We start from the raw sequence: 17,750 nt of genomic DNA on the forward strand, positions 1-17,750 counted from the left end.
TTCGTAACCTCAGATTCTGCCAACTCATGCGCAACGCCCAAACCAAGCCCACCAAACCTAAAAAATCGTTCCTGCGGGAATGGCTCGATTCGATTTTGTTTGCCGTGATTGCCGCGACGCTGATCCGGTTTCTGACCTTCGAAGCCTACGCCATTCCGACGCCGTCGATGGAGAACAGCCTGCTGGTGGGCGATTTCCTGTTTGTCAGCAAACTGCACTACGGTTCCCGAACGCCCCAGACGCCTTTGCAGGTGCCCCTCACCCACCAGAAGATTTGGGGGACGGAAATACCGTCTTACAGCGACCTGATCCAATTGCCAACCTATCGCCTGCCCGGTTTTACGACCGTAAAAAACGGTGATGTCGTGGTGTTCAATTTTCCCCCGCCCAAAGCTGGCGAACCGGACTATCCGATGGATTTGCGAACCAACCTCATCAAGCGCTGCATTGGTATTCCGGGTGACCAACTCGAAATCCGGCAGGAGCAGGTTTACGTCAATGGGAAGGCGTTTCCAACGCCGGTTCGGGCCGAAACCAGTTATTTCATGAGAACGACGGAGGTGCTGAACGAGCGGTTTTTCCGGAAATACAACATCATCAACGATTACAAATCGGCGGAAGGGCCATTTATCAACTGGCAGCCCATCGAAGAATACAACGAAGCCACGAAGGCTTCCGTGCTGGTGGGCTACAGCGTCACCACGACGCCGGAGGTCATTGCCAAACTGAAAGAACTGGACTGGGTGAAGGGAATCGAGCGAATGACGGAACCCGCCGGGCAACTCGCTCCGGGCATTTACGGCGGCTCGGCGTATGCCTGGAATCGCGACAATTTTGGTCCGCTGGCCGTTCCGAAAAAGGGCCAGACCATTCCGATCAACCCGCAAACCATCGCCGTTTACGGCACATTGATCAGCCGCCACGAAGGCAACGAGAAGGTGAAAACAACCGCGAACAGCCTCACGATCAACGGCCAGCCGATCACGTCGTATACCTTCAAGCAGGATTATTATTTCATGATGGGCGACAACCGCCACAATTCCGACGATTCGCGTTACTGGGGTTTTGTGCCGGAGAATCACATCGTTGGCAAGGCGGTTTTCGTCTGGATGTCGATCGACCCCGACCCGTCGACGGTTTGGGCTAAAATCCGCTGGAACCGGTTGTTCCGGTTAATCGAATAAACCATGCTGTATTACACCCAGATCCTGTTTGTAAAACCGGGGCAGGAAACGATTTTTCACGCCTTCGAAGAGCACGTTTTGCCCTTGCTTGATCAGTATGGGGGCGAATTGCTTTACCGGGTTCGGCCACCCCGATCGGCGGTGATTGCGACCACGCTGGCTTATCCGTACGAACTTCACCTCGTCACCTTTCCAACGAAGGCCGACTTTGAAGCGTACCGCGATGATCCGCAACGCCAGCAGTATCTGGCGTTGAAAGACCAGTCGATTGACCGGGTTCTGTTGATTGAAGGAGTGGCACTGTAGCCCGTCAGAGGTGATAATTTTCAGTTTTAGGCCCAATATCAATCAGTTTCCGCTACTTTGTATCCGTTTAGTTTTGTAAATCGAATTCAGTAATCATTACAAACCGTACCATTGTACACCATGAAAACCGAAAAAGTAATCTTGAGCGTTTTGCTGGCAGCCACCGCCGGTGTGGCCCTGGGCATCTTGTTTGCACCGGAAAAAGGGGAAAAAGTCCGCAGAAAGATCCGGGAAAAGGGAGAGGATTATCTGGAAGACCTGAAAGATGAATACAACCATTCCGTCAAAAGCCTCAAGCGGAAAGTCGATGCCGCCTACGACGACATCGCCACGAAATTCAAAAGCCATTCGGAAGAGCCGAAAGAGAGTAAAACCGCGTAATTCCCACCTCACCGGGCAAGCTTCTTGCCCGGTGAGGTTGACTTCTGCATAATTTTCGGTAAAGTTGCCGGATTATCTCTATACCATAGCCCGCTTCCAACCGAAAAATCCATGGAAACCGTCCTTGACCTCCGACTTGCGGTATTGATTGACGCCGACAATGTGCCTTATTCCAACGTCCGGGGCATGTTGGAAGAAATTGCCAAGTATGGAACACCGACGTTTAAACGCATTTATGCCGACTGGACCAAACCGACCGTGGCCGGTTGGAAAACCGTGCTGCTCGAAAACGCGATCACGCCCATCCAACAATACAGCTATACCACCGGCAAAAACGCGACCGACTCGGCCATGATCATCGATGCGATGGACATTCTGTATACCGGGCGGGTCGATGGGTTTTGTATTGTTTCGAGCGACAGTGATTTTACGCGCCTGGCCACGCGCCTGCGCGAAGCCGGCATGAAAGTGTTTGGCATCGGCGAAAAGAAAACGCCAACGCCGTTTATCTCCGCCTGTAACAAATTCATTTACCTCGAAATCCTGAAAAAAAACGAGGCAGTACCCGTTCTCGTACCAGCCGCTGCCAAAACCCGTTCCCGGAAAAAAGCCACGCCGAGACCCGTTGAGATCCCGGTCAAACCGGCGAAAGAACCGGAACCGGTTTCCGTTGTGGAACCCGAAGCGATTGGCAAGGTAAACAAAGACGTCATCAAGATGATTGTCGATAGCATCAACGACCTCGCCGACGAATCCGGCTGGGCATTTCTGGGTGAACTCGGGAATCTCCTCCCCAAAAAACAGGCCGACTTCGACCCTCGCAATTACGGTTTCAAGAAGCTGGTTCCGCTGTTAAAAAGCATCGACCAGTTTGAAATTGACGAGCGTGAAACCGGCAAAGGCAACTTCAAACTGGTGTATGTGCGGGTGAAATGAAGATTAGTACTTCAACTCCGTCGTGACAAATTCCAGCACCTGATCGCCGGTATTCTGCAAGTCGTGAATGGCACGGCCTTTCTGAAGAATATTCTGAAAGGAAGTCTGATTTTTTTTGAATGTAAACCGCACCTGACTGCCGTCTTCCTGGTTGGAAACACCTTCGCCATCCTGAAGCACGGTCCAGAAGTAATCGTAGTTATGGCGGTGGTAATGGATTCGCTCCCCCGGATGCAGGGCAATGTGCCAAACTTTGACCTTCTCGTTTTCAAAGAGCAGCGTGTGCCCTACGTGGTCATTGTCACTATTCTGCTGCAGGTCTTCCCGCAGCGCTTCCGCCGATGGACTTGGATACGCTGACATGGTGATGAGTAGTAAGGATTTCCGGTTTGGCGGTAAAGATACTCCTTCCCTGCTTTCTCACTTCTTTTTCTTGTAAAAATTATAGATAATCGAAACCTGAAACGTCCGGTTGCGGTATTCGACAATGGAGCTGTTGGAAACATTGTTCAGTCCGTGAATATACCGGAGGTTCAAACTGAATTGTTCCGCCATGTCCAGAAAATCGTAGTGAGCGCCAATGGCAATGCCGGTATCCTGCTTCTTTCCGGGGCCGTAGGGCGTGTCGATGGCGTAGCTGAACTCCGGTCCGGCCTGAAGCACAACGCCTTCGGTAGGAATCCAACCCAGCATCAGCGGAATACTCAGGTAATTGTAATTGTTCCGGATCGTTTGTGGATTGACACCCAGGCGTTTAAAAGTACCTCCTTTGATAGAATACAATACTTCCGGCTGCGCCACGAAGCGTTTGTAGCGAAGGCGGTATACCCCTCCCAAATGAAAGGCGGTTTTGTAGCGTGAAATATACGGGGTAATTCCTTCCTGAGCGGTGATGGACGAACTGGCACCGGCTTTTAAACCAAATACACCCTGAAGCTGAGCAAATGAAGCAAACGAAGCGAACAAAAACGCCACCAATATAAGTAGTCTGACTTTCAACATACGGTTTTGGAGAAATAAACAAATCCGTTCACCCCTGAGAGCGTGAACCGGCAGACAAATAACGGGAGAAATTCAGTTATCTTACGGGTATAGCCCGAAGTTTCGGGCCATTTTCACAAAAATTAAGAGAATAGACAAGAGACGATAGACAAGAGAGATGAGACAAGAGAGTAAAGAGTAGAATCGTCGGTTTTCAGGAATTTAGTCTTTACTCTCTTGTCTCATCTCTCTTGTCTACCCTGAATCAATTCAGCCGCGGATCGACGGGGTAATGGGAAAGCACCCGGTATTGCCCGCCCATCTGGCGCAGAATACCCCGCCAGAACTGGTCGGAGGGCGTATCGAAGATGTAGCTTGAATCGGCCTGAGTCACAATCCAGGCATTCTGGGCCATTTCGTCGGCCAGTTGCCCCCCCGACCAGCCGGAGTACCCGACAAAAAACCGGACGTCGGATTCTTTCACGGCACCGGCGTTGATGAGTTGCCGCAACCGGTCGAAATTACCGCTCCAGTAGAGGCCGTTGGGCAATTCGATGGATTCGTCCACCGTGTGCCCCAGCCGGTGAATGTAGTGCAGGGTGTTTTGCTGCACCGGCCCGCCGACATACAGGGAATAGTCGTGGTACATTTCATCGGTCAGCACATCGTTCAGTTTCACCTGCGCAATCTGGTTCAGAACCAGCCCGAACGTGCCCTCCTCGTTATGGTCGCACACCAGCACGACACTTCGTTCAAAATTCGGATCGCCCAGAAACGGTTCAGCGATCAGCAGACATCCATTGGTGATCGGTTGTGCGCTCATATCGGTTGTATTCAGGTGGAGACTAACGTGAATGTAAGAATATATACGAAAGAGTGGCCCACTTCGGTATACAGTTTTCTGTGTTTATGTAACACAATCTTAATACCAAAAAACCGCATACGCCGGGAAGTCTGCCGAATTTTGATTTTTAGGTTCCGGCGCGTCTTCTATTCATAAATCCTGTGTAATTTGTGATCAAACCGACCCGAATGCCCAACAAATCCATTTTACGAAACCCGATCCTCTTCATTGCTTTCGGCGCGGTCGCTGCGTTTTGCACCTACGCCTGCATGTATGCGTTCCGGAAAGGCATTACGGCCGTCATTTTCGAAGGCATGAGTTACGCCGGCATCAGCTACAAAATCTGGCTCATCACGGCGCAGGTGCTGGGCTATGCGGTTTCCAAACGGATTGGCGTGAAGGTCGTATCGGAGATGAAACCGGCGCAACGCGCACTGTACATCCTGATTTTTATTGGTTTGGCTGAACTAGCGTTGCTCGGTTTTGCGCTGACCCCGCCCCCCTACAACATCGTTTTTTTGTTCCTGAACGGCTTGCCGCTGGGCATGGTCTATGGCATCATGCTGGGTTTTCTGGAAGGCCGGCGGCAAACCGACGCCCTCGTTGCCGGACTCACGGCCTCATTCATCTTTGCGTCGGGATTTGTCAAAACCGTCGCCCTGACCATCCGGAGTGCCTGGGGCATTTCGGAGTTCTGGCTCCCCTTCGTTACGGGTCTGCTGTTTGTCGTTCCGCTGCTGATTTCGGTCTGGATGATGACGCTCCTCCCTCCGCCTTCGCCCGAAGACCACGATCTCCGCACCGAACGGCGACCGATGAACCAGACCGAACGGCGGCATTTTCTCCAGACTTTTTCGGTGGGGCTCACTACGCTGATCGTCTCCTACGTGCTGCTATCGGCCTTTCGGGATTTCCGCGATAATTTTGCCCCCGAAATTCTTTCGGCTGTTGGCATTACCAATCCGGGTGTGTTTACCAAAACGGAAACCACGGTCGCGTTCGGAATTCTGGTCGTCATGGGGGCATTGCAACTCATCAAAGACAACTTTCTGGCGTTCCGGCTCATCAACATCGTGATGCTGCTGTCGGCGGTGCTGATTGGCATCAGTACCTGGCTTTTTCAGCAGGGCATACTTTCGCCGGGAACCTGGTTTACACTGGTGGGGCTGGGACTTTACGGGGCTTATGTGCCGTGCAACGGGCTGTATTTCGAACGGTTGGTAGCGTCGTTCCGCTACGTGAGCACGGTGGGCTTCATCGTGACCCTGGCGGATTATTACGGCTACATGGGAAGTGTCGCCGTTGTGTTGTATAAAAACTTCGGCCAGCCGAACATCAGTTTCCTCGATTTTTTCATCTACTCGGCCTATGTGATTTCCGTCGTCTACGGCGTTCTGATCGTCGTTTCTTTTGGGTATTTTCAGCGGAAATACAAGGCGGTTGTTTCGCAGCGTTTGGAGGAAAGTGTTTCGCGGAGTTAAGCGGAGAAAAAAAAGAGTTGAGCAGAGAAGTTTTAAATATCCTCCGCTCAACTCCTTTCTTCTCCGCTTAACTCCGCGAAACAACTCTTCTCTCTTTACTCCACGACGCTCAGCTTCACCGTGTTCGTTTTCAGGTTTTCCATCAACGGCATGCTGAGCGTATTGATGAAAATATCACCTGACTTCAGCACGCCCTGCTTCACCAGCAGATCCTTGATTTCGGAAACCGTCTGATCCACCGTGTTTTCCGGGTTGGGCTCATACGGCATCACCTGCACCCCCCAATAGAGCGCGAGCGCGTTCATCATGGTTTTGTTGGACGTAAAAACGTACAGACCGGCCTTCGGGCGATGGTGCGACAACCGGAAGGCCGTATAACCCGAGGTCGTTATTCCGATCACCGCTTTGGCTTTGGTGTCACGCGCCAACCGGCACGCGCTCATCACCACGTTGTCGTTCAGGACGTTTTTACCTGGCTGTTCGTTAACGAAAGCGTGGTAGCGGTAGTAAATTTTATCGCTCAGTTCTTCCACTTTCAGAATGGTGTTGGCCATGTTTTCGACCGCCAGAATCGGGTATTTACCCGACGCAGTTTCGGCACTGAGCATCACGGCATCGGCTCCGTCTAACACGGAGTTGGCAACGTCGTTGATCTCCGCCCGGGTTGGACGGGGCGCGTCGATCATGCTTTCGAGCATCTGCGTCGCCACGATCACCGGTTTTGCCGCCTTGTTCGATTTCTCAACGATCATTTTCTGAATCATCGGAACCTCTTCGGCGGGCAGTTCAACGCCCAGGTCACCGCGGGCCACCATGACACCGTCGGTAGCGGCAATGATTTCGTCGATGTTCTGAATCGCTTCCGGTTTTTCGAGTTTGGCAATCACCCGACAGGATTTACCCCGCGCCCGGATGTACTCTTTAATTTCCAGAATCTCGGACGCCTGCCGAACGAACGACAGGGCAATCCAGTCCACTTCGTGCTGCAGACCAAAGTCCAGGTCTTCGAAATCTTTTTCGGTGACCGAAGGCATCGAAACCTTCGTATTGGGCAGGTTGACCCCTTTTTTCGATTTCAGCAATCCGCCATACACCACTTCCGTGATGACATCGGTGCCGTCCGTACCGGTTACTTTTACCTCCAGTTTGCCATCATCCAGCAGAATGCGCTCGCCATTTCGGACGTCGCGGAACATGCCTTTGTAGGGCGTACTGACGCGTTCGGCCGTTCCAATGATGTCATCATTGGTGAAGACCAGCTTATTACCGGAATAAATCATCACCCCGCTTTCATCCTCGACTTTGCCGATGCGGATCTTGGGACCCTGCAAATCCTGCAGGATGGCGAGGTTCAGGCCGTATTCAGCGTTGATTTCCCGGATGCTTTTGATGCGGGCTAAATGATCTTCGTGTGTGCCGTGGGAAAAATTCAGCCGGAAAACATTCACACCGGCGCGGGCCAAAGCCAGCAGTTTTTCTTTGGTGTCGGACGCCGGGCCGACCGTGGCAACAATCTTGGTTTTTTTCAATGACATAGAATTTGACAGAAGTCAGTAGACCATACAGGTGCAAAATAAGCAACCCTTTCCGACAATCCAGCAAATTTTCTGTAAAGGTTGTATAATCAATGTTAAAAAATGCGTTTCATCCCCGCTTATCTGGCTAGTCCGGTTTGTTGATCGGCGTGGTTTCAGCCAGCTTTTCGCCCATCAATTGCCGGTAAACGCCATTGGTCCAGCCAAAACCGTCCTGATTCGGGTAATAGCCCCCGCCTGCCGTCAGCGTATCGTCCACCACATTATATTTCTCCGTCATTTTCCCGGTTTCGCGAAAAACCCGGTCATTAAGGGCCAGCCAGCGGTCGCGCCCTTCGGCGGCCGTTTCCGAAAAACCGTAGTTCATAAGTCCCTTATACACAATCCACTGCAACGGAGCCCAGCCGTTCGGCGAATCCCATTGCTGCCCGGATCGGACCAGGGTCGTCACCCAGCCACCGGGTTTCATAAAATCGCTCCGCAGCCGGTCATGAACACCCTGCGCCTGTTCGGGGGTGGCCAGCCCGAAAAACAACGGAAAAGCAGCCGCCAGCGTTTGGGACGTCGCCCGCCGGTTGGTTACCAGGTTATAATCAAAATAAAAGCTCCGGTCCTGATCCCAAAACGTCTGCAAAAGGGCGGTTTTCCGGCTTTCGGCCAGGTGTTCAAACCGCTCCGACGCCGTCCCGTCACCGGCTTGGTGGTAGGCGTCACGCAAGGTCCGTTCCAGCGAATAGAGAATACAGTTCAGATCGACCGGTAGCAGGGTGGCTGCGCTGGTGGTGGCCATCGTCTGCCCGTCGCTGAACCAGCGGCTGCTGAAATCCCAACCCGACTCACAGGCGGCCCGCAAATGGCCGTAAAAAACCGTAGACTCGATCCCGACCGCATTGGCGGCTTCGGTCAGTTCCACTTCCTTGCGATAGGCCTCGGCGCGGGGCCGGGGTGTTGGGTCGAAATACCGGTTCAGCACCGTGCCGTTTTCCAGCCGGGCCACGCGCTGCTCAAACGGATGATCTACGTTTAACAATTCACTGCCTTGCATCCAGAACGTATATTCTTTTTGCAGACGAGGCAGGTAGCGCGTCAGCACATCAGGTCCGTCCAGTTCGGCCAGCAACTGCACCATCAGGGCAAAAACCGGCGGTTGTGAACGGCTGAGGAAATAGGTTCGGTTGCCGTTCGGAATAAAACCGTACGTATCGATCAGGTACGCAAAATTATCGACCATGTTCCGAATCAGATTGATCCGCCCCGCCTGTTTGAGTCCCAGCAGCGTAAAGTAACTATCCCAGTAAAAAATCTCGCGAAACCGCCCGCCCGGCACGACATACGGATGGGGCAGCGGCAACCGCGAACTGCCTTCCACCGGCACATCCGGGTCGCGTGTCAGGACGTCCCAAAGCTGATCGATGTGGGCAGTGGTCGTCATCGTGGCGTCGCTGACATAACCGGACGCGGGTGAATCGGGCAGCGTAAAATGCTGGTCGACAAACGCTTTCAGGTAAAAATTGGGTTTATTTTTCTGAGCTTCATACTGGGCCAGAATAGCCTCGGGGGCCATCAGCGGGACACTGTCCACGAAGGTTTTTGAGTCGGGGAAAATACCACTCAATTGAACATCCAGAAAAAAATCGCCAAATACGACATCCGGTGCCGGAGCCGTCTGATGGGTTGGTGGGAGCATGGTACCGTTTTTTTTAGTAACCCCGAAAGACGTTTCAAGGTTTTCCGGCCACTACAGGGGTTGCTTCGATCCAGAACACCAAGCCCCAACGGGGCGATTATCAATAGCCCCGGATGCAATCCGGGGAAACGGGACACCAACCGGATTACACGGGGAAACGGGACACCAACCGGATTGCACCCGGGACGCGGGATATGACCAGAATAAGCGGTTTTCCCAAACATCTCGCTCCCATACAAGTTAGTTTTATACGTACAGTGCGTGAAACGGGACTATTGACGAGAGAACTATGGCGACGAACAAAGCAGGCTTAGACGATAAACTTCACTGGTACAAGGATGCCATTATTTACGAATTACACATCAAAGCCTTTCGCGACAGCAGTGGCGACGGCATAGGCGACTTTCGGGGATTGCTGGAAAAACTGGACTATTTGCAGGATCTGGGCGTTACGGCCATCTGGGTGCTGCCCTTCTACCCGTCGCCCCTGCGCGACGACGGCTACGACATCGCCGATTATTACAGCATCAATCCGTCGTACGGCAACATTGAACAGTTTCAGGAGTTTTTGCAGGAAGCGCACAACCGCAACCTGAAAGTAATCACGGAACTGGTCATCAACCACACCTCCGATCAGCACCCGTGGTTTCAACGCGCCCGGAAAGCCCCGAAAGGTTCACCGGAACGCGACTACTACGTCTGGACCGACGATCCCAACCAGTATAAGGATGTCCGGATTATTTTCCAGGATTTTGAAGCCTCTAACTGGACCTGGGACCCCGTGGCCCAGCAATACTACTGGCACCGGTTTTTCCACCACCAGCCCGACCTAAACTACGACAATCCGCTGGTTCAGGACGAGATCATCAAAATTCTGGATTATTGGTGCAAGATGGGCGTAGACGGTTTTCGGCTCGACGCCATTCCCTATCTCTTTGAACGGGAAGGCACCAACGGCGAAAATCTGGCGGAAACGCACGCGTACCTGAAAACACTGCGGAAATACATCGACGAGCATTTTCCGGGAACTATTTTTCTGGCTGAGGCCAATATGTGGCCGGAAGATTCGGCTTCGTATTTCGGCGACGGCGATGAGTGTCACATGAACTACCATTTTCCGGTGATGCCCCGGATGTTTATGGCCGTTCAGATGGAAGACCGCTACCCGATTACCGACATTTTCGACCAGACGCCCGACATTCCGGAAACCTGCCAGTGGGCCATTTTCCTCCGAAACCACGACGAATTGACGCTCGAAATGGTGACCGACGACGAGCGGGATTACATGTATAAGATGTACGCCAAAAACCCGAAAGCGCGCATCAACCTGGGCATCCGGCACCGGCTGGCACCGCTGATGGACAACGACCGGCGAAAAATCGAGCTGCTGAACAGTCTGCTGTTTTCGCTGGCCGGCACGCCGGTTTTATATTACGGCGACGAAATCGGGATGGGTGACAACGTGTATTTGGGCGACCGCGACGGCGTTCGGACCCCGATGCAGTGGTCGCCCGACCGGAATGCCGGTTTTTCGGTGACCAATCCGCAGAAGCTGTACCTGCCGGTGATTCTCGATCCGGCCTACCATTACGAAGCCGTGAACGTGGAAACCCAGTGGCAGAATACCTCGTCGTTGCTCTGGTTTACGAAACGGATGATCAACATGCGCAAGCGGTACAAAGCGTTCGGGCGTGGCAAGCTGACGTTTCTGAACGTCGAAAATCCAAAAGTGCTGGCCTTTGTCCGCAGCTATGAAGACGAGACGCTGCTGATTGTGGTCAACTTATCCAAACATTCGCAACCGGCGGAGATCGATCTGGTCGACTACAAAGGCTACCGGCCGGTTGAACTGTTCAGCAAAAACCGGTTTCCGGTCATTCGGGAAGACAGCCCGTATCCGTTTACGCTCGCGCCCTATGATTATCAATGGTTTTCGCTGCAAAAAGCGCACCCGGATATCGACCTGGAAAATGCGCTGCCTTCGCTGACGCTGGCGAAATGGGAAGACCTGACGCTGACCAAAGCCCGGACGACGCTCGAAAACGAGATTCTACCGAACTACATGGCGAAAGCCAACTGGTTTATTGGCAAAGGCCGGGAAATCGACAGTTTTGCCATCACCGACCAGGCCGTTATCCACTTGGATGATAAAACGGGTTCGCTGCTGCTGGTGGAGGTGTCGTATGAACAGGGGTTACCCGAATTGTACCAGGTTCCGGTCGTGTTCGTACAGGGTGACCGGGCCAGCCAGATCGCCACGAGTTGTCCGCAGGCGGTTTTGGCGACACTCACCCTGGGCGATCAGGACGGTTTGCTCTGCGATGCGTTTTTCACTGCCCGGCTGCACCAGTTGCTTTTCACCAAAATGGCCGCCAATAAGGCCATTCCGGCCAAAAATGGCAAGCTGGTTTTTACCGGGAACGACAAGCTGAAAAGTTATCCGTTGAACGCGGGGGAAATCAAATCCAAAATGCACACCGCCGACCGGGATTATACGGCCATTGCCTACGACAACCAGTTTTTCCTGAAGATGTATCGAAAAGTGGACTGGAACCTGAACCCGGACGTGGAAATCACCCGGTTTTTGAGCGACGAAGCCCATTTCGAGTACGTTCCGCCGTTTATCGGTACGATCGAATGGCAGTCCGAAAAAGGATCGATTGCGTTGGGAATGATGGAGGTGATGGTGGAAAACCACGGCGACGGCCACAGTTTTATGCTGGAACGGATTCACAACTTCATCGAGCGGATTCTGGCGCGGAACAAAGAGACGCTGGCTTCGATTGTCCGCCAGGGAAATTGGAGCGAACCCCTCAGCTTTGACGAACTGACCGCCGAAAGCCGGGAACTGCTGGGCGGTACGGCTTCGGAAGAAGCCCGTTTGCTGGGCATCCGAACGGGTCAGATGCATCTGGCGCTGGCCAACACCACCCACAAGGACTTTGTCCCCGAGGAGTTTTCGCTGCACTACCAGCGGTCGCTGTTTGCCGGTATGCAGTCGCTCGTTCGGGAAAGTTACCAGAGCCAGACCAAAAGCCTGAAGGATTTGCCAGACGACAGCCGCCGGGAAGTGGAGGACATTCTGGGTAAAAAGCAGGCGATTTTGGCTGCCATGAAACGGATTTATGACCACAAACTGGATGCGCTGAAAATTCGGATTCACGGGAATTACCACCTGGGACAGGTGCTGCTGACGGGTCGGGACCTTGCTATTCAGGATTTTGGCGGGAATCCGCTGCGGAGTTTCAGCACCCGGCGCATCAAACGGTCGCCGTTGCGGGATGCAGCCACGATGCTCCGCTCCTTCTACTACGTTGCTTATGAAGGTTTTCTGGCCACCAACCAGGTTCCGAAAGAGGACATTAAAAACCTGCTGCCGTTTGCCGACTGGTGGGCGTACCAGATCAGCCAGATCTTCCTGAAAGCGTACCTCGACACCGTTGAGGAAACAAATTTTTATCCAAAAAACCGGGCCGATTTTCGGGTCATGCTGGAAGCTTATCTGCTGGAACGCGCCATGTTTGACCTCAATGATGAGCTGGCCAACCGCCCGGATCGGCTACTGGCACCGGTTCGAATCATCAAAGCAATTCTTGATTGAAAAGCCGTTCAAAACCGAATAGGCAAATCTCTGACTATCGTACAATTCATTGTGGGTCAGAAATTTAAATAGCAAATTTAGCATTCTGGAAATGGTTATTACCCGGATTAGAATTTTTCTAATCCGGGTGTTTCCCGAACCATTCCACGCTAAATGGTCTTATTTAATTACTCAACGTGATTAGTATAAACCATTCATTATGAAGAACAATAGACTTATCATCGTTTCGTATCGGCTCCCTTTTGCCTTTGAAACCACCTCCGGTAGTACGACGCTGAAAGCTTCCTCAGGAGGATTGGTAACGGCCATGAAGTCCCTGGATTTCACAGGAGCCAGTGAAAAACCGGTTTGGGTAGGCTGCGCTGATTTCTCCCGCCGAACCTGGGAAAAATACAAACACCTCGTCAACGATGACTTCGAATATGTCCCGGTTTTTTTAGACCGCAAAATTCAGCAGGATTTCTACAACGGTTTTTCCAATTCGGTCATCTGGCCCCTTTTTCACTATTTCACGACGTATGTCGATTACCAGGAAAAGGATTTCGTAGCCTACCAGAAAGCCAACGAGGCCGTCAGTGAAACCGTTGCGCAACTGATGAAACCCAAAGATATCGTTTGGGTACACGACTATCACTTCATGGGTTTGCCGAAGCTGATCCGTGAAAAAACACCCGACGCGACCATCGGTTTTTTCCTGCATATTCCCTTCCCTTCCTACGAATTAATCCGGATTCTGCCCCAAAGATGCAAAGAGTATCTGCTCACCGGCCTGTTGGGGGCCGATCTGGTCGGTTTTCATACCAACGACTATAACATCCATTTTCTGCAATCCATCCAGATCAACCTGGGTGTGCAGCACAAAATCTGGAAGATTAATTACCAGAACCGGCTCATTCAATCGGATGCGTTTCCGGTCGGCATCAATTATTCGCTCTACCACGACGCCTACGACAATGCGGATGTGGTGGAGGAACGGGCAGCTTTGAAAAATGCCTACAAAGATAACAAGATCATTTTTTCGGTCGACCGGCTGGACTACACCAAGGGCGTGATGCAGCGTCTCGACGCGCTGGAAGCTTTCTTACGACGTTACCCCGAATGGACCGAACGGCTGACGTTTATCCTGGTCGTAGTGCCCTCCCGCGATGAAATTCTGAAATACGGCGAACGGAAAATGATGATCGAGCAGGCCGTCGGGCGAATCAACGGGAAATTTGGAACCCTGATCTGGCGCCCGATTGTCTATCGCTACGGCTCGGTGCCATTTCCGCAGTTGCTTGCACTCTATACGGCCTGTGATGTGGCCCTGATCACCCCCATTCGCGATGGAATGAATCTGGTTGCCAAAGAGTTTGTTGCCGCCCGAAAAGACCACCAGGGCGTGTTAATTCTGAGCGAAATGACCGGAGCCGCCAACGAAATGAGTACGGCCCTGCACATCAATCCGATGGATGAAAACGAAGTGGCGGACAAAATGCGGGTGGCGCTCGAAATGGAACCGGAAGAACAGGCCCGCCGGATTGCCATCATGCAGCGACGGTTGAAAGAATACGATGTCAAAAAATGGGCCGGCAGTTTTGTCGACTGTTTATTAAACCTGCAAAGTGCCCAACAGATTGAGCCCGCTCCCCTCTTGAAATCACAACCCAATTTCTCCCTCCAGGAACGCTACGCACAGGCCCGTTCGCGGCTGTTGCTGCTCGATTATGACGGTACCCTGGTGAATTACAAGACCAAACCGGAACTGGCCGCTCCGCCCATCGAAGTAATCAATGTGCTGGGCCGACTGGCGAGCCGCCGGGAAAATTATGTGGTGATCATCAGCGGACGTGACCAGCAGACGCTCGACGAGTGGCTGGGGTTTCTGCCCATCGACATGGTAGCCGAACACGGTTCCTACATCAAGCAACAGGGATTGTGGCGACGGGACATTCTGGACGATGGTTCGTGGAAACAGATTGTCAGCCCGGTTCTGATCGATTTCGTGACCCGCTGCCCCGGCTCGTTTATTGAAGAAAAAAGCCATTCGCTGGCCTGGCATTACCGGTCTGCCGAATCGGAAACCGGCTTTGTGCGGTCCCGCGAGTTGATCAACACCCTCGAAAACCTGCTACCCTACCAGTTGCGGGTGATCGATGGCAATTGCGTGGTCGAAATCAAAAGCACCGAAACCGATAAAGGCAAGGTGGCCAAGCAGTTATCACTGGCCCGCCCTTACGACTTTGTGCTGGCCATCGGTGACGACCGCACCGACGAAGATATGTTTACGGCCCTGACGCTGGAAAACCAGTATACCGTCAAGGTTGGCCCCGGCAGCACCCATGCCGCTTATCGGGTCGAAAACGTTCAGGAAGTCCTGGCGTTGCTGAAGGACTTCAGCGCGGAAAAGTTGCCGCTTTAATTGACACGGATGGATACCAAAAAAAGGCAGTAAAATACAATGACTTCCTCCTTATGCTAGCTTAACTCTCTAAGCAATCGCATCGGATGGATGTCCTCCTGGTTTTACTGCCTTTGGCTTTCTTGATTCTTGTTGCCTACCGCGGATTCAATGTCATCTTATTTGCACCCCTTGCCGCTTTGCTGGCTGTTCTGCTAGCCAATCCCGCTTACGTCCTGCCGTTTTTTTCAGGCGTTTTTCTCGATAAAATGGCCGGTTTTATCAAGCTCTATTTCCCGGTATTTTTGTTGGGGGCGGTGTTGGGAAAGCTCATCGAAATGGCGGGGTATGCCAAATCCATTTCTACGGCGGTGATCGATGTCATTGGCAAAAACCGGGCGATGCTCGCCGTGGTGCTGGTCGGCGCCATTCTCAGCTACGGCGGAGTTTCGCTGTTCGTCGTGGTGTTTGCCATTTACCCCTTTGCGGCCGAACTCTTCAAAGCCAGCGACATTCCCAAGCGCCTGATTCCCGCGACCATTGGCCTCGGCTCGTTCACCTTTACGATGGACGCCCTGCCGGGAACTCCTCAGATCCAGAACATTATCCCGACCACGTTTTTCAACACCGACGCCTGGGCCGCTCCGTGGCTGGGCAGTTGTGGCAGTATCTTTATCTTTTCGATTGGCATGTTCTACCTGCAATGGCAGCGAAACCGGGCAATCCAAACCGGTGAAGGGTATGGAAAAAACCACCTCAATGAACCCGAAAGACGGACCGAAACGACGCTGCCTTCCGTTGGCGTTGCAGTACTTCCGCTGCTCGTCGTGACGGTTTTCAACAAAGTTTTCACGGAGCTGATTCCCCAACGCTACGGCAAAACGTTCGACTTCGCCAGCCTGGGGATGGAAGGCATTCCGCCCATCGAGATCTCAAAATTAACGGCTGTCTGGGCGGTGCAAGGGGCACTGGTTCTGGGCATCATCACCGTTCTTCTTTTTGCCTTTCGGGCCATCAAAGCCGGTTTTACGGCAGGGCTCAACCTCGCCATTGGCGGGGCCTTGCTGGCCACGTTGAATACGGCATCCGAATACGGTTTTGGAGCCGTCATTGCGGCTCTTCCGGGATTTAAAGTGGTGAGCGCCGGCATCGCGTCCCTCTTCAAAGACCCGCTGGTCAATGAAGCCGTTACGACCACGACGCTGGCCGGAATTACGGGCTCCGGTTCGGGCGGTTTGAGCATTAGCCTGGCCCTCATGAGCAAGACCTACCTCGAACAGGCCGCCCGACTGGGCATCGATCCGGAAGTGCTGCACCGCGTGGCGGCCATGGCCTGTGGCGGCATGGACTCCCTGCCGCACAATGGCGCGCTGATCACCCTGCTGGCCGTAACCGGACTGACGCACAAACAGGCGTATAAGGACATCTTTATCCTCACCCTCGTCAAAACCGCAGCCGTATTCTTTGTGATTGCGCTGTATTATGTCTTCGGAATCGTTTGAAAGCCCCGAAGTCTGACACCCATATCAAAACAATCCCGAAGGGATTATCCATTTTGTACGAAACACATCCGCAGAAAATAGATCCATCCCTACGGGAATACTGAGGAGGCTGCAACCGGTTCCTGATGACGGCGCGCTTTGCTTTCTTTATTTTTTCTTCTCTTCAAAAACGCCTTTATAAAACAACGCGGCCACAATTCCGCCCACAATCGGGGCTACGATGAAGAGCCACAATTGTTTCAGGGCCAGACCACCGGCAAAAATCGCCGGGCCAAAACTCCGGGCGGGGTTGACCGACGTCCCCGTAACTGGAATGGCCACCAGGTGAATCAGCACCAGCGTCAAACCAATGGCCAGACCGGCCATGTTGCTGTTGCCCAGCCGGGACGTCGTTTTGAAAATAACCAGCAGAAACAGGAACGTCAGGACGGCTTCCGTAATGAATGCGGAGGAGGTGTTGTAGGCTCCCAGGTAGCCGGGCCCCCAGCCGTTGGAACCGAGTGCCCATTGGCCCATCGAAAAACCGGGAGCCCCGCTCTGTATCAAATACAATACGCCTGCCCCCAGCGTGGCCCCAATGAACTGCGCAATGATGTAGGCGATGGCATCACTGACGCTGATTTTTCCGGCCACCAGCATGGCAATCGTAATGGCGGGGTTGATGTGGCAACCTGACACCGGACCAATGGCGTAAGCCATTACTACCACCGCCAGCCCAAAGGCAAACGAAATGCCCAACAGACCAATCCCCGAGGGTCCGGTGGTCGAAATTCCGGAAATAGTGGCGGCTCCACAACCAAAGAGAACCAGGGAAAAGGTGCCGATGAGTTCGGCCAGTGACTTTTTCATAGACAGTTTTTAAGTTTAAGAGAAAGGGGTTGTTGACCCCTTCTTTTGACCTCAAAAACCGGATTAAGTCACAAGTAACCGAA

Annotated in this window: 14 protein-coding genes; 8 read left to right on the plus strand and 6 right to left on the minus strand. The window is 52.8% G+C overall.

Annotated features, from left to right (window positions below; translation table 11 throughout):
* Positions 1–26 precede the first annotated feature (26 nt).
* The 4 genes from lepB to F0P93_RS09090 all read left to right on the plus strand — a co-directional run bounded on the left by lepB (position 27) and on the right by F0P93_RS09090 (position 2,807).
* Entirely contained in the window at positions 27–1,184 is a 1,158-nt protein-coding gene (gene lepB / locus F0P93_RS09075) for a signal peptidase I (RefSeq protein ID WP_150876063.1), read from the plus strand.
* A 3-nt stretch (positions 1,185–1,187) separates the two neighbouring features.
* Positions 1,188–1,490, plus strand: a complete 303-nt coding sequence (locus F0P93_RS09080) for a DUF1330 domain-containing protein (protein WP_150876064.1) — start codon at positions 1,188–1,190, stop codon at positions 1,488–1,490.
* A 120-nt stretch (positions 1,491–1,610) separates the two neighbouring features.
* Positions 1,611–1,871, plus strand: a complete 261-nt coding sequence (locus tag F0P93_RS09085) for a YtxH domain-containing protein (RefSeq protein WP_138989634.1) — start codon at positions 1,611–1,613, stop codon at positions 1,869–1,871.
* Positions 1,872–1,982: 111 nt separating this feature from the next.
* Entirely contained in the window at positions 1,983–2,807 is an 825-nt protein-coding gene (locus F0P93_RS09090; protein WP_150876065.1) for an NYN domain-containing protein, read from the plus strand.
* A gap of 3 nt (positions 2,808–2,810) precedes the next feature.
* Here the strand turns inward: F0P93_RS09090 and F0P93_RS09095 are convergent, their stop codons facing one another.
* From F0P93_RS09095 to F0P93_RS09105, 3 genes are all read right to left on the minus strand, one after another.
* Entirely contained in the window at positions 2,811–3,170 is a 360-nt protein-coding gene (locus F0P93_RS09095; RefSeq protein WP_150876066.1) for a cupin domain-containing protein, read from the minus strand.
* Positions 3,171–3,227: 57 nt separating this feature from the next.
* Entirely contained in the window at positions 3,228–3,809 is a 582-nt protein-coding gene (locus F0P93_RS09100; RefSeq protein WP_191908762.1) for a porin family protein, read from the minus strand.
* Between the two features lie 244 nt (positions 3,810–4,053).
* A complete protein-coding gene (locus F0P93_RS09105) occupies positions 4,054–4,611 on the minus strand; it encodes a YqgE/AlgH family protein (RefSeq protein ID WP_150876067.1) in 558 nt (185 codons plus the stop codon).
* A gap of 209 nt (positions 4,612–4,820) precedes the next feature.
* Between F0P93_RS09105 and F0P93_RS09110 the strand changes: the two genes are divergently transcribed.
* On the plus strand, positions 4,821–6,113 hold the full coding sequence (locus tag F0P93_RS09110; RefSeq protein ID WP_150876068.1) for a DUF5690 family protein: 1,293 nt from the start codon (positions 4,821–4,823) through the stop codon (positions 6,111–6,113).
* A 95-nt stretch (positions 6,114–6,208) separates the two neighbouring features.
* On the opposite strand, the gene pyk is transcribed toward F0P93_RS09110, so the two are convergent.
* Positions 6,209–7,648 (minus strand): pyruvate kinase, encoded by a 1,440-nt coding sequence (gene pyk / locus F0P93_RS09115; protein ID WP_150876069.1) that lies wholly within the window; start codon positions 7,646–7,648, stop codon positions 6,209–6,211.
* A gap of 127 nt (positions 7,649–7,775) precedes the next feature.
* Positions 7,776–9,335, minus strand: a complete 1,560-nt coding sequence (gene treF, locus F0P93_RS09120; protein ID WP_150876070.1) for an alpha,alpha-trehalase TreF — start codon at positions 9,333–9,335, stop codon at positions 7,776–7,778.
* Between the two features lie 289 nt (positions 9,336–9,624).
* Between treF and treS the strand changes: the two genes are divergently transcribed.
* The 3 genes from treS (at position 9,625) to F0P93_RS09135 (ending at position 16,818) form a co-directional block, all read left to right on the plus strand.
* On the plus strand, positions 9,625–12,936 hold the full coding sequence (gene treS / locus F0P93_RS09125; protein WP_150876071.1) for a maltose alpha-D-glucosyltransferase: 3,312 nt from the start codon (positions 9,625–9,627) through the stop codon (positions 12,934–12,936).
* A gap of 199 nt (positions 12,937–13,135) precedes the next feature.
* Positions 13,136–15,337 carry a bifunctional alpha,alpha-trehalose-phosphate synthase (UDP-forming)/trehalose-phosphatase gene (locus F0P93_RS09130; RefSeq protein ID WP_150876072.1) on the plus strand — a complete coding sequence of 734 codons (2,202 nt, stop codon included), beginning with the start codon at positions 13,136–13,138 and terminating at the stop codon, positions 15,335–15,337.
* Between the two features lie 86 nt (positions 15,338–15,423).
* Positions 15,424–16,818 (plus strand): GntP family permease, encoded by a 1,395-nt coding sequence (locus F0P93_RS09135; RefSeq protein ID WP_150876073.1) that lies wholly within the window; start codon positions 15,424–15,426, stop codon positions 16,816–16,818.
* A gap of 147 nt (positions 16,819–16,965) precedes the next feature.
* On the opposite strand, the gene aqpZ is transcribed toward F0P93_RS09135, so the two are convergent.
* Complete coding sequence (gene aqpZ / locus F0P93_RS09140) at positions 16,966–17,667, minus strand: aquaporin Z (protein WP_150876074.1); 702 nt, start codon at positions 17,665–17,667, stop codon at positions 16,966–16,968.
* Positions 17,668–17,750 lie beyond the last annotated feature (83 nt).

This window comes from Larkinella humicola (genome assembly GCF_008727875.1).
Lineage (GTDB): Bacteria > Bacteroidota > Bacteroidia > Cytophagales > Spirosomataceae > Larkinella > Larkinella humicola.

Bases quoted from the DNA above. Each gene is read 5' to 3' on its own strand.
- F0P93_RS09130 (WP_150876072.1), top strand. From the start codon at position 13,136: ATGAAGAACAATAGACTTATCATCGTTTCGTATCGGCTCCCTTTTGCC.
- F0P93_RS09100 (WP_191908762.1), bottom strand. From the start codon at position 3,809: ATGTTGAAAGTCAGACTACTTATATTGGTGGCGTTTTTGTTCGCTTCG.
- aqpZ (WP_150876074.1), bottom strand. From the start codon at position 17,667: ATGAAAAAGTCACTGGCCGAACTCATCGGCACCTTTTCCCTGGTTCTC.
- F0P93_RS09105 (WP_150876067.1), bottom strand. From the start codon at position 4,611: ATGAGCGCACAACCGATCACCAATGGATGTCTGCTGATCGCTGAACCG.
- treF (WP_150876070.1), bottom strand. From the start codon at position 9,335: ATGCTCCCACCAACCCATCAGACGGCTCCGGCACCGGATGTCGTATTT.
- lepB (WP_150876063.1), top strand. From the start codon at position 27: ATGCGCAACGCCCAAACCAAGCCCACCAAACCTAAAAAATCGTTCCTG.
- pyk (WP_150876069.1), bottom strand. From the start codon at position 7,648: ATGTCATTGAAAAAAACCAAGATTGTTGCCACGGTCGGCCCGGCGTCC.
- F0P93_RS09090 (WP_150876065.1), top strand. From the start codon at position 1,983: ATGGAAACCGTCCTTGACCTCCGACTTGCGGTATTGATTGACGCCGAC.
- F0P93_RS09095 (WP_150876066.1), bottom strand. From the start codon at position 3,170: ATGTCAGCGTATCCAAGTCCATCGGCGGAAGCGCTGCGGGAAGACCTG.
- F0P93_RS09080 (WP_150876064.1), top strand. From the start codon at position 1,188: ATGCTGTATTACACCCAGATCCTGTTTGTAAAACCGGGGCAGGAAACG.
- F0P93_RS09085 (WP_138989634.1), top strand. From the start codon at position 1,611: ATGAAAACCGAAAAAGTAATCTTGAGCGTTTTGCTGGCAGCCACCGCC.
- treS (WP_150876071.1), top strand. From the start codon at position 9,625: ATGGCGACGAACAAAGCAGGCTTAGACGATAAACTTCACTGGTACAAG.
- F0P93_RS09135 (WP_150876073.1), top strand. From the start codon at position 15,424: ATGGATGTCCTCCTGGTTTTACTGCCTTTGGCTTTCTTGATTCTTGTT.
- F0P93_RS09110 (WP_150876068.1), top strand. From the start codon at position 4,821: ATGCCCAACAAATCCATTTTACGAAACCCGATCCTCTTCATTGCTTTC.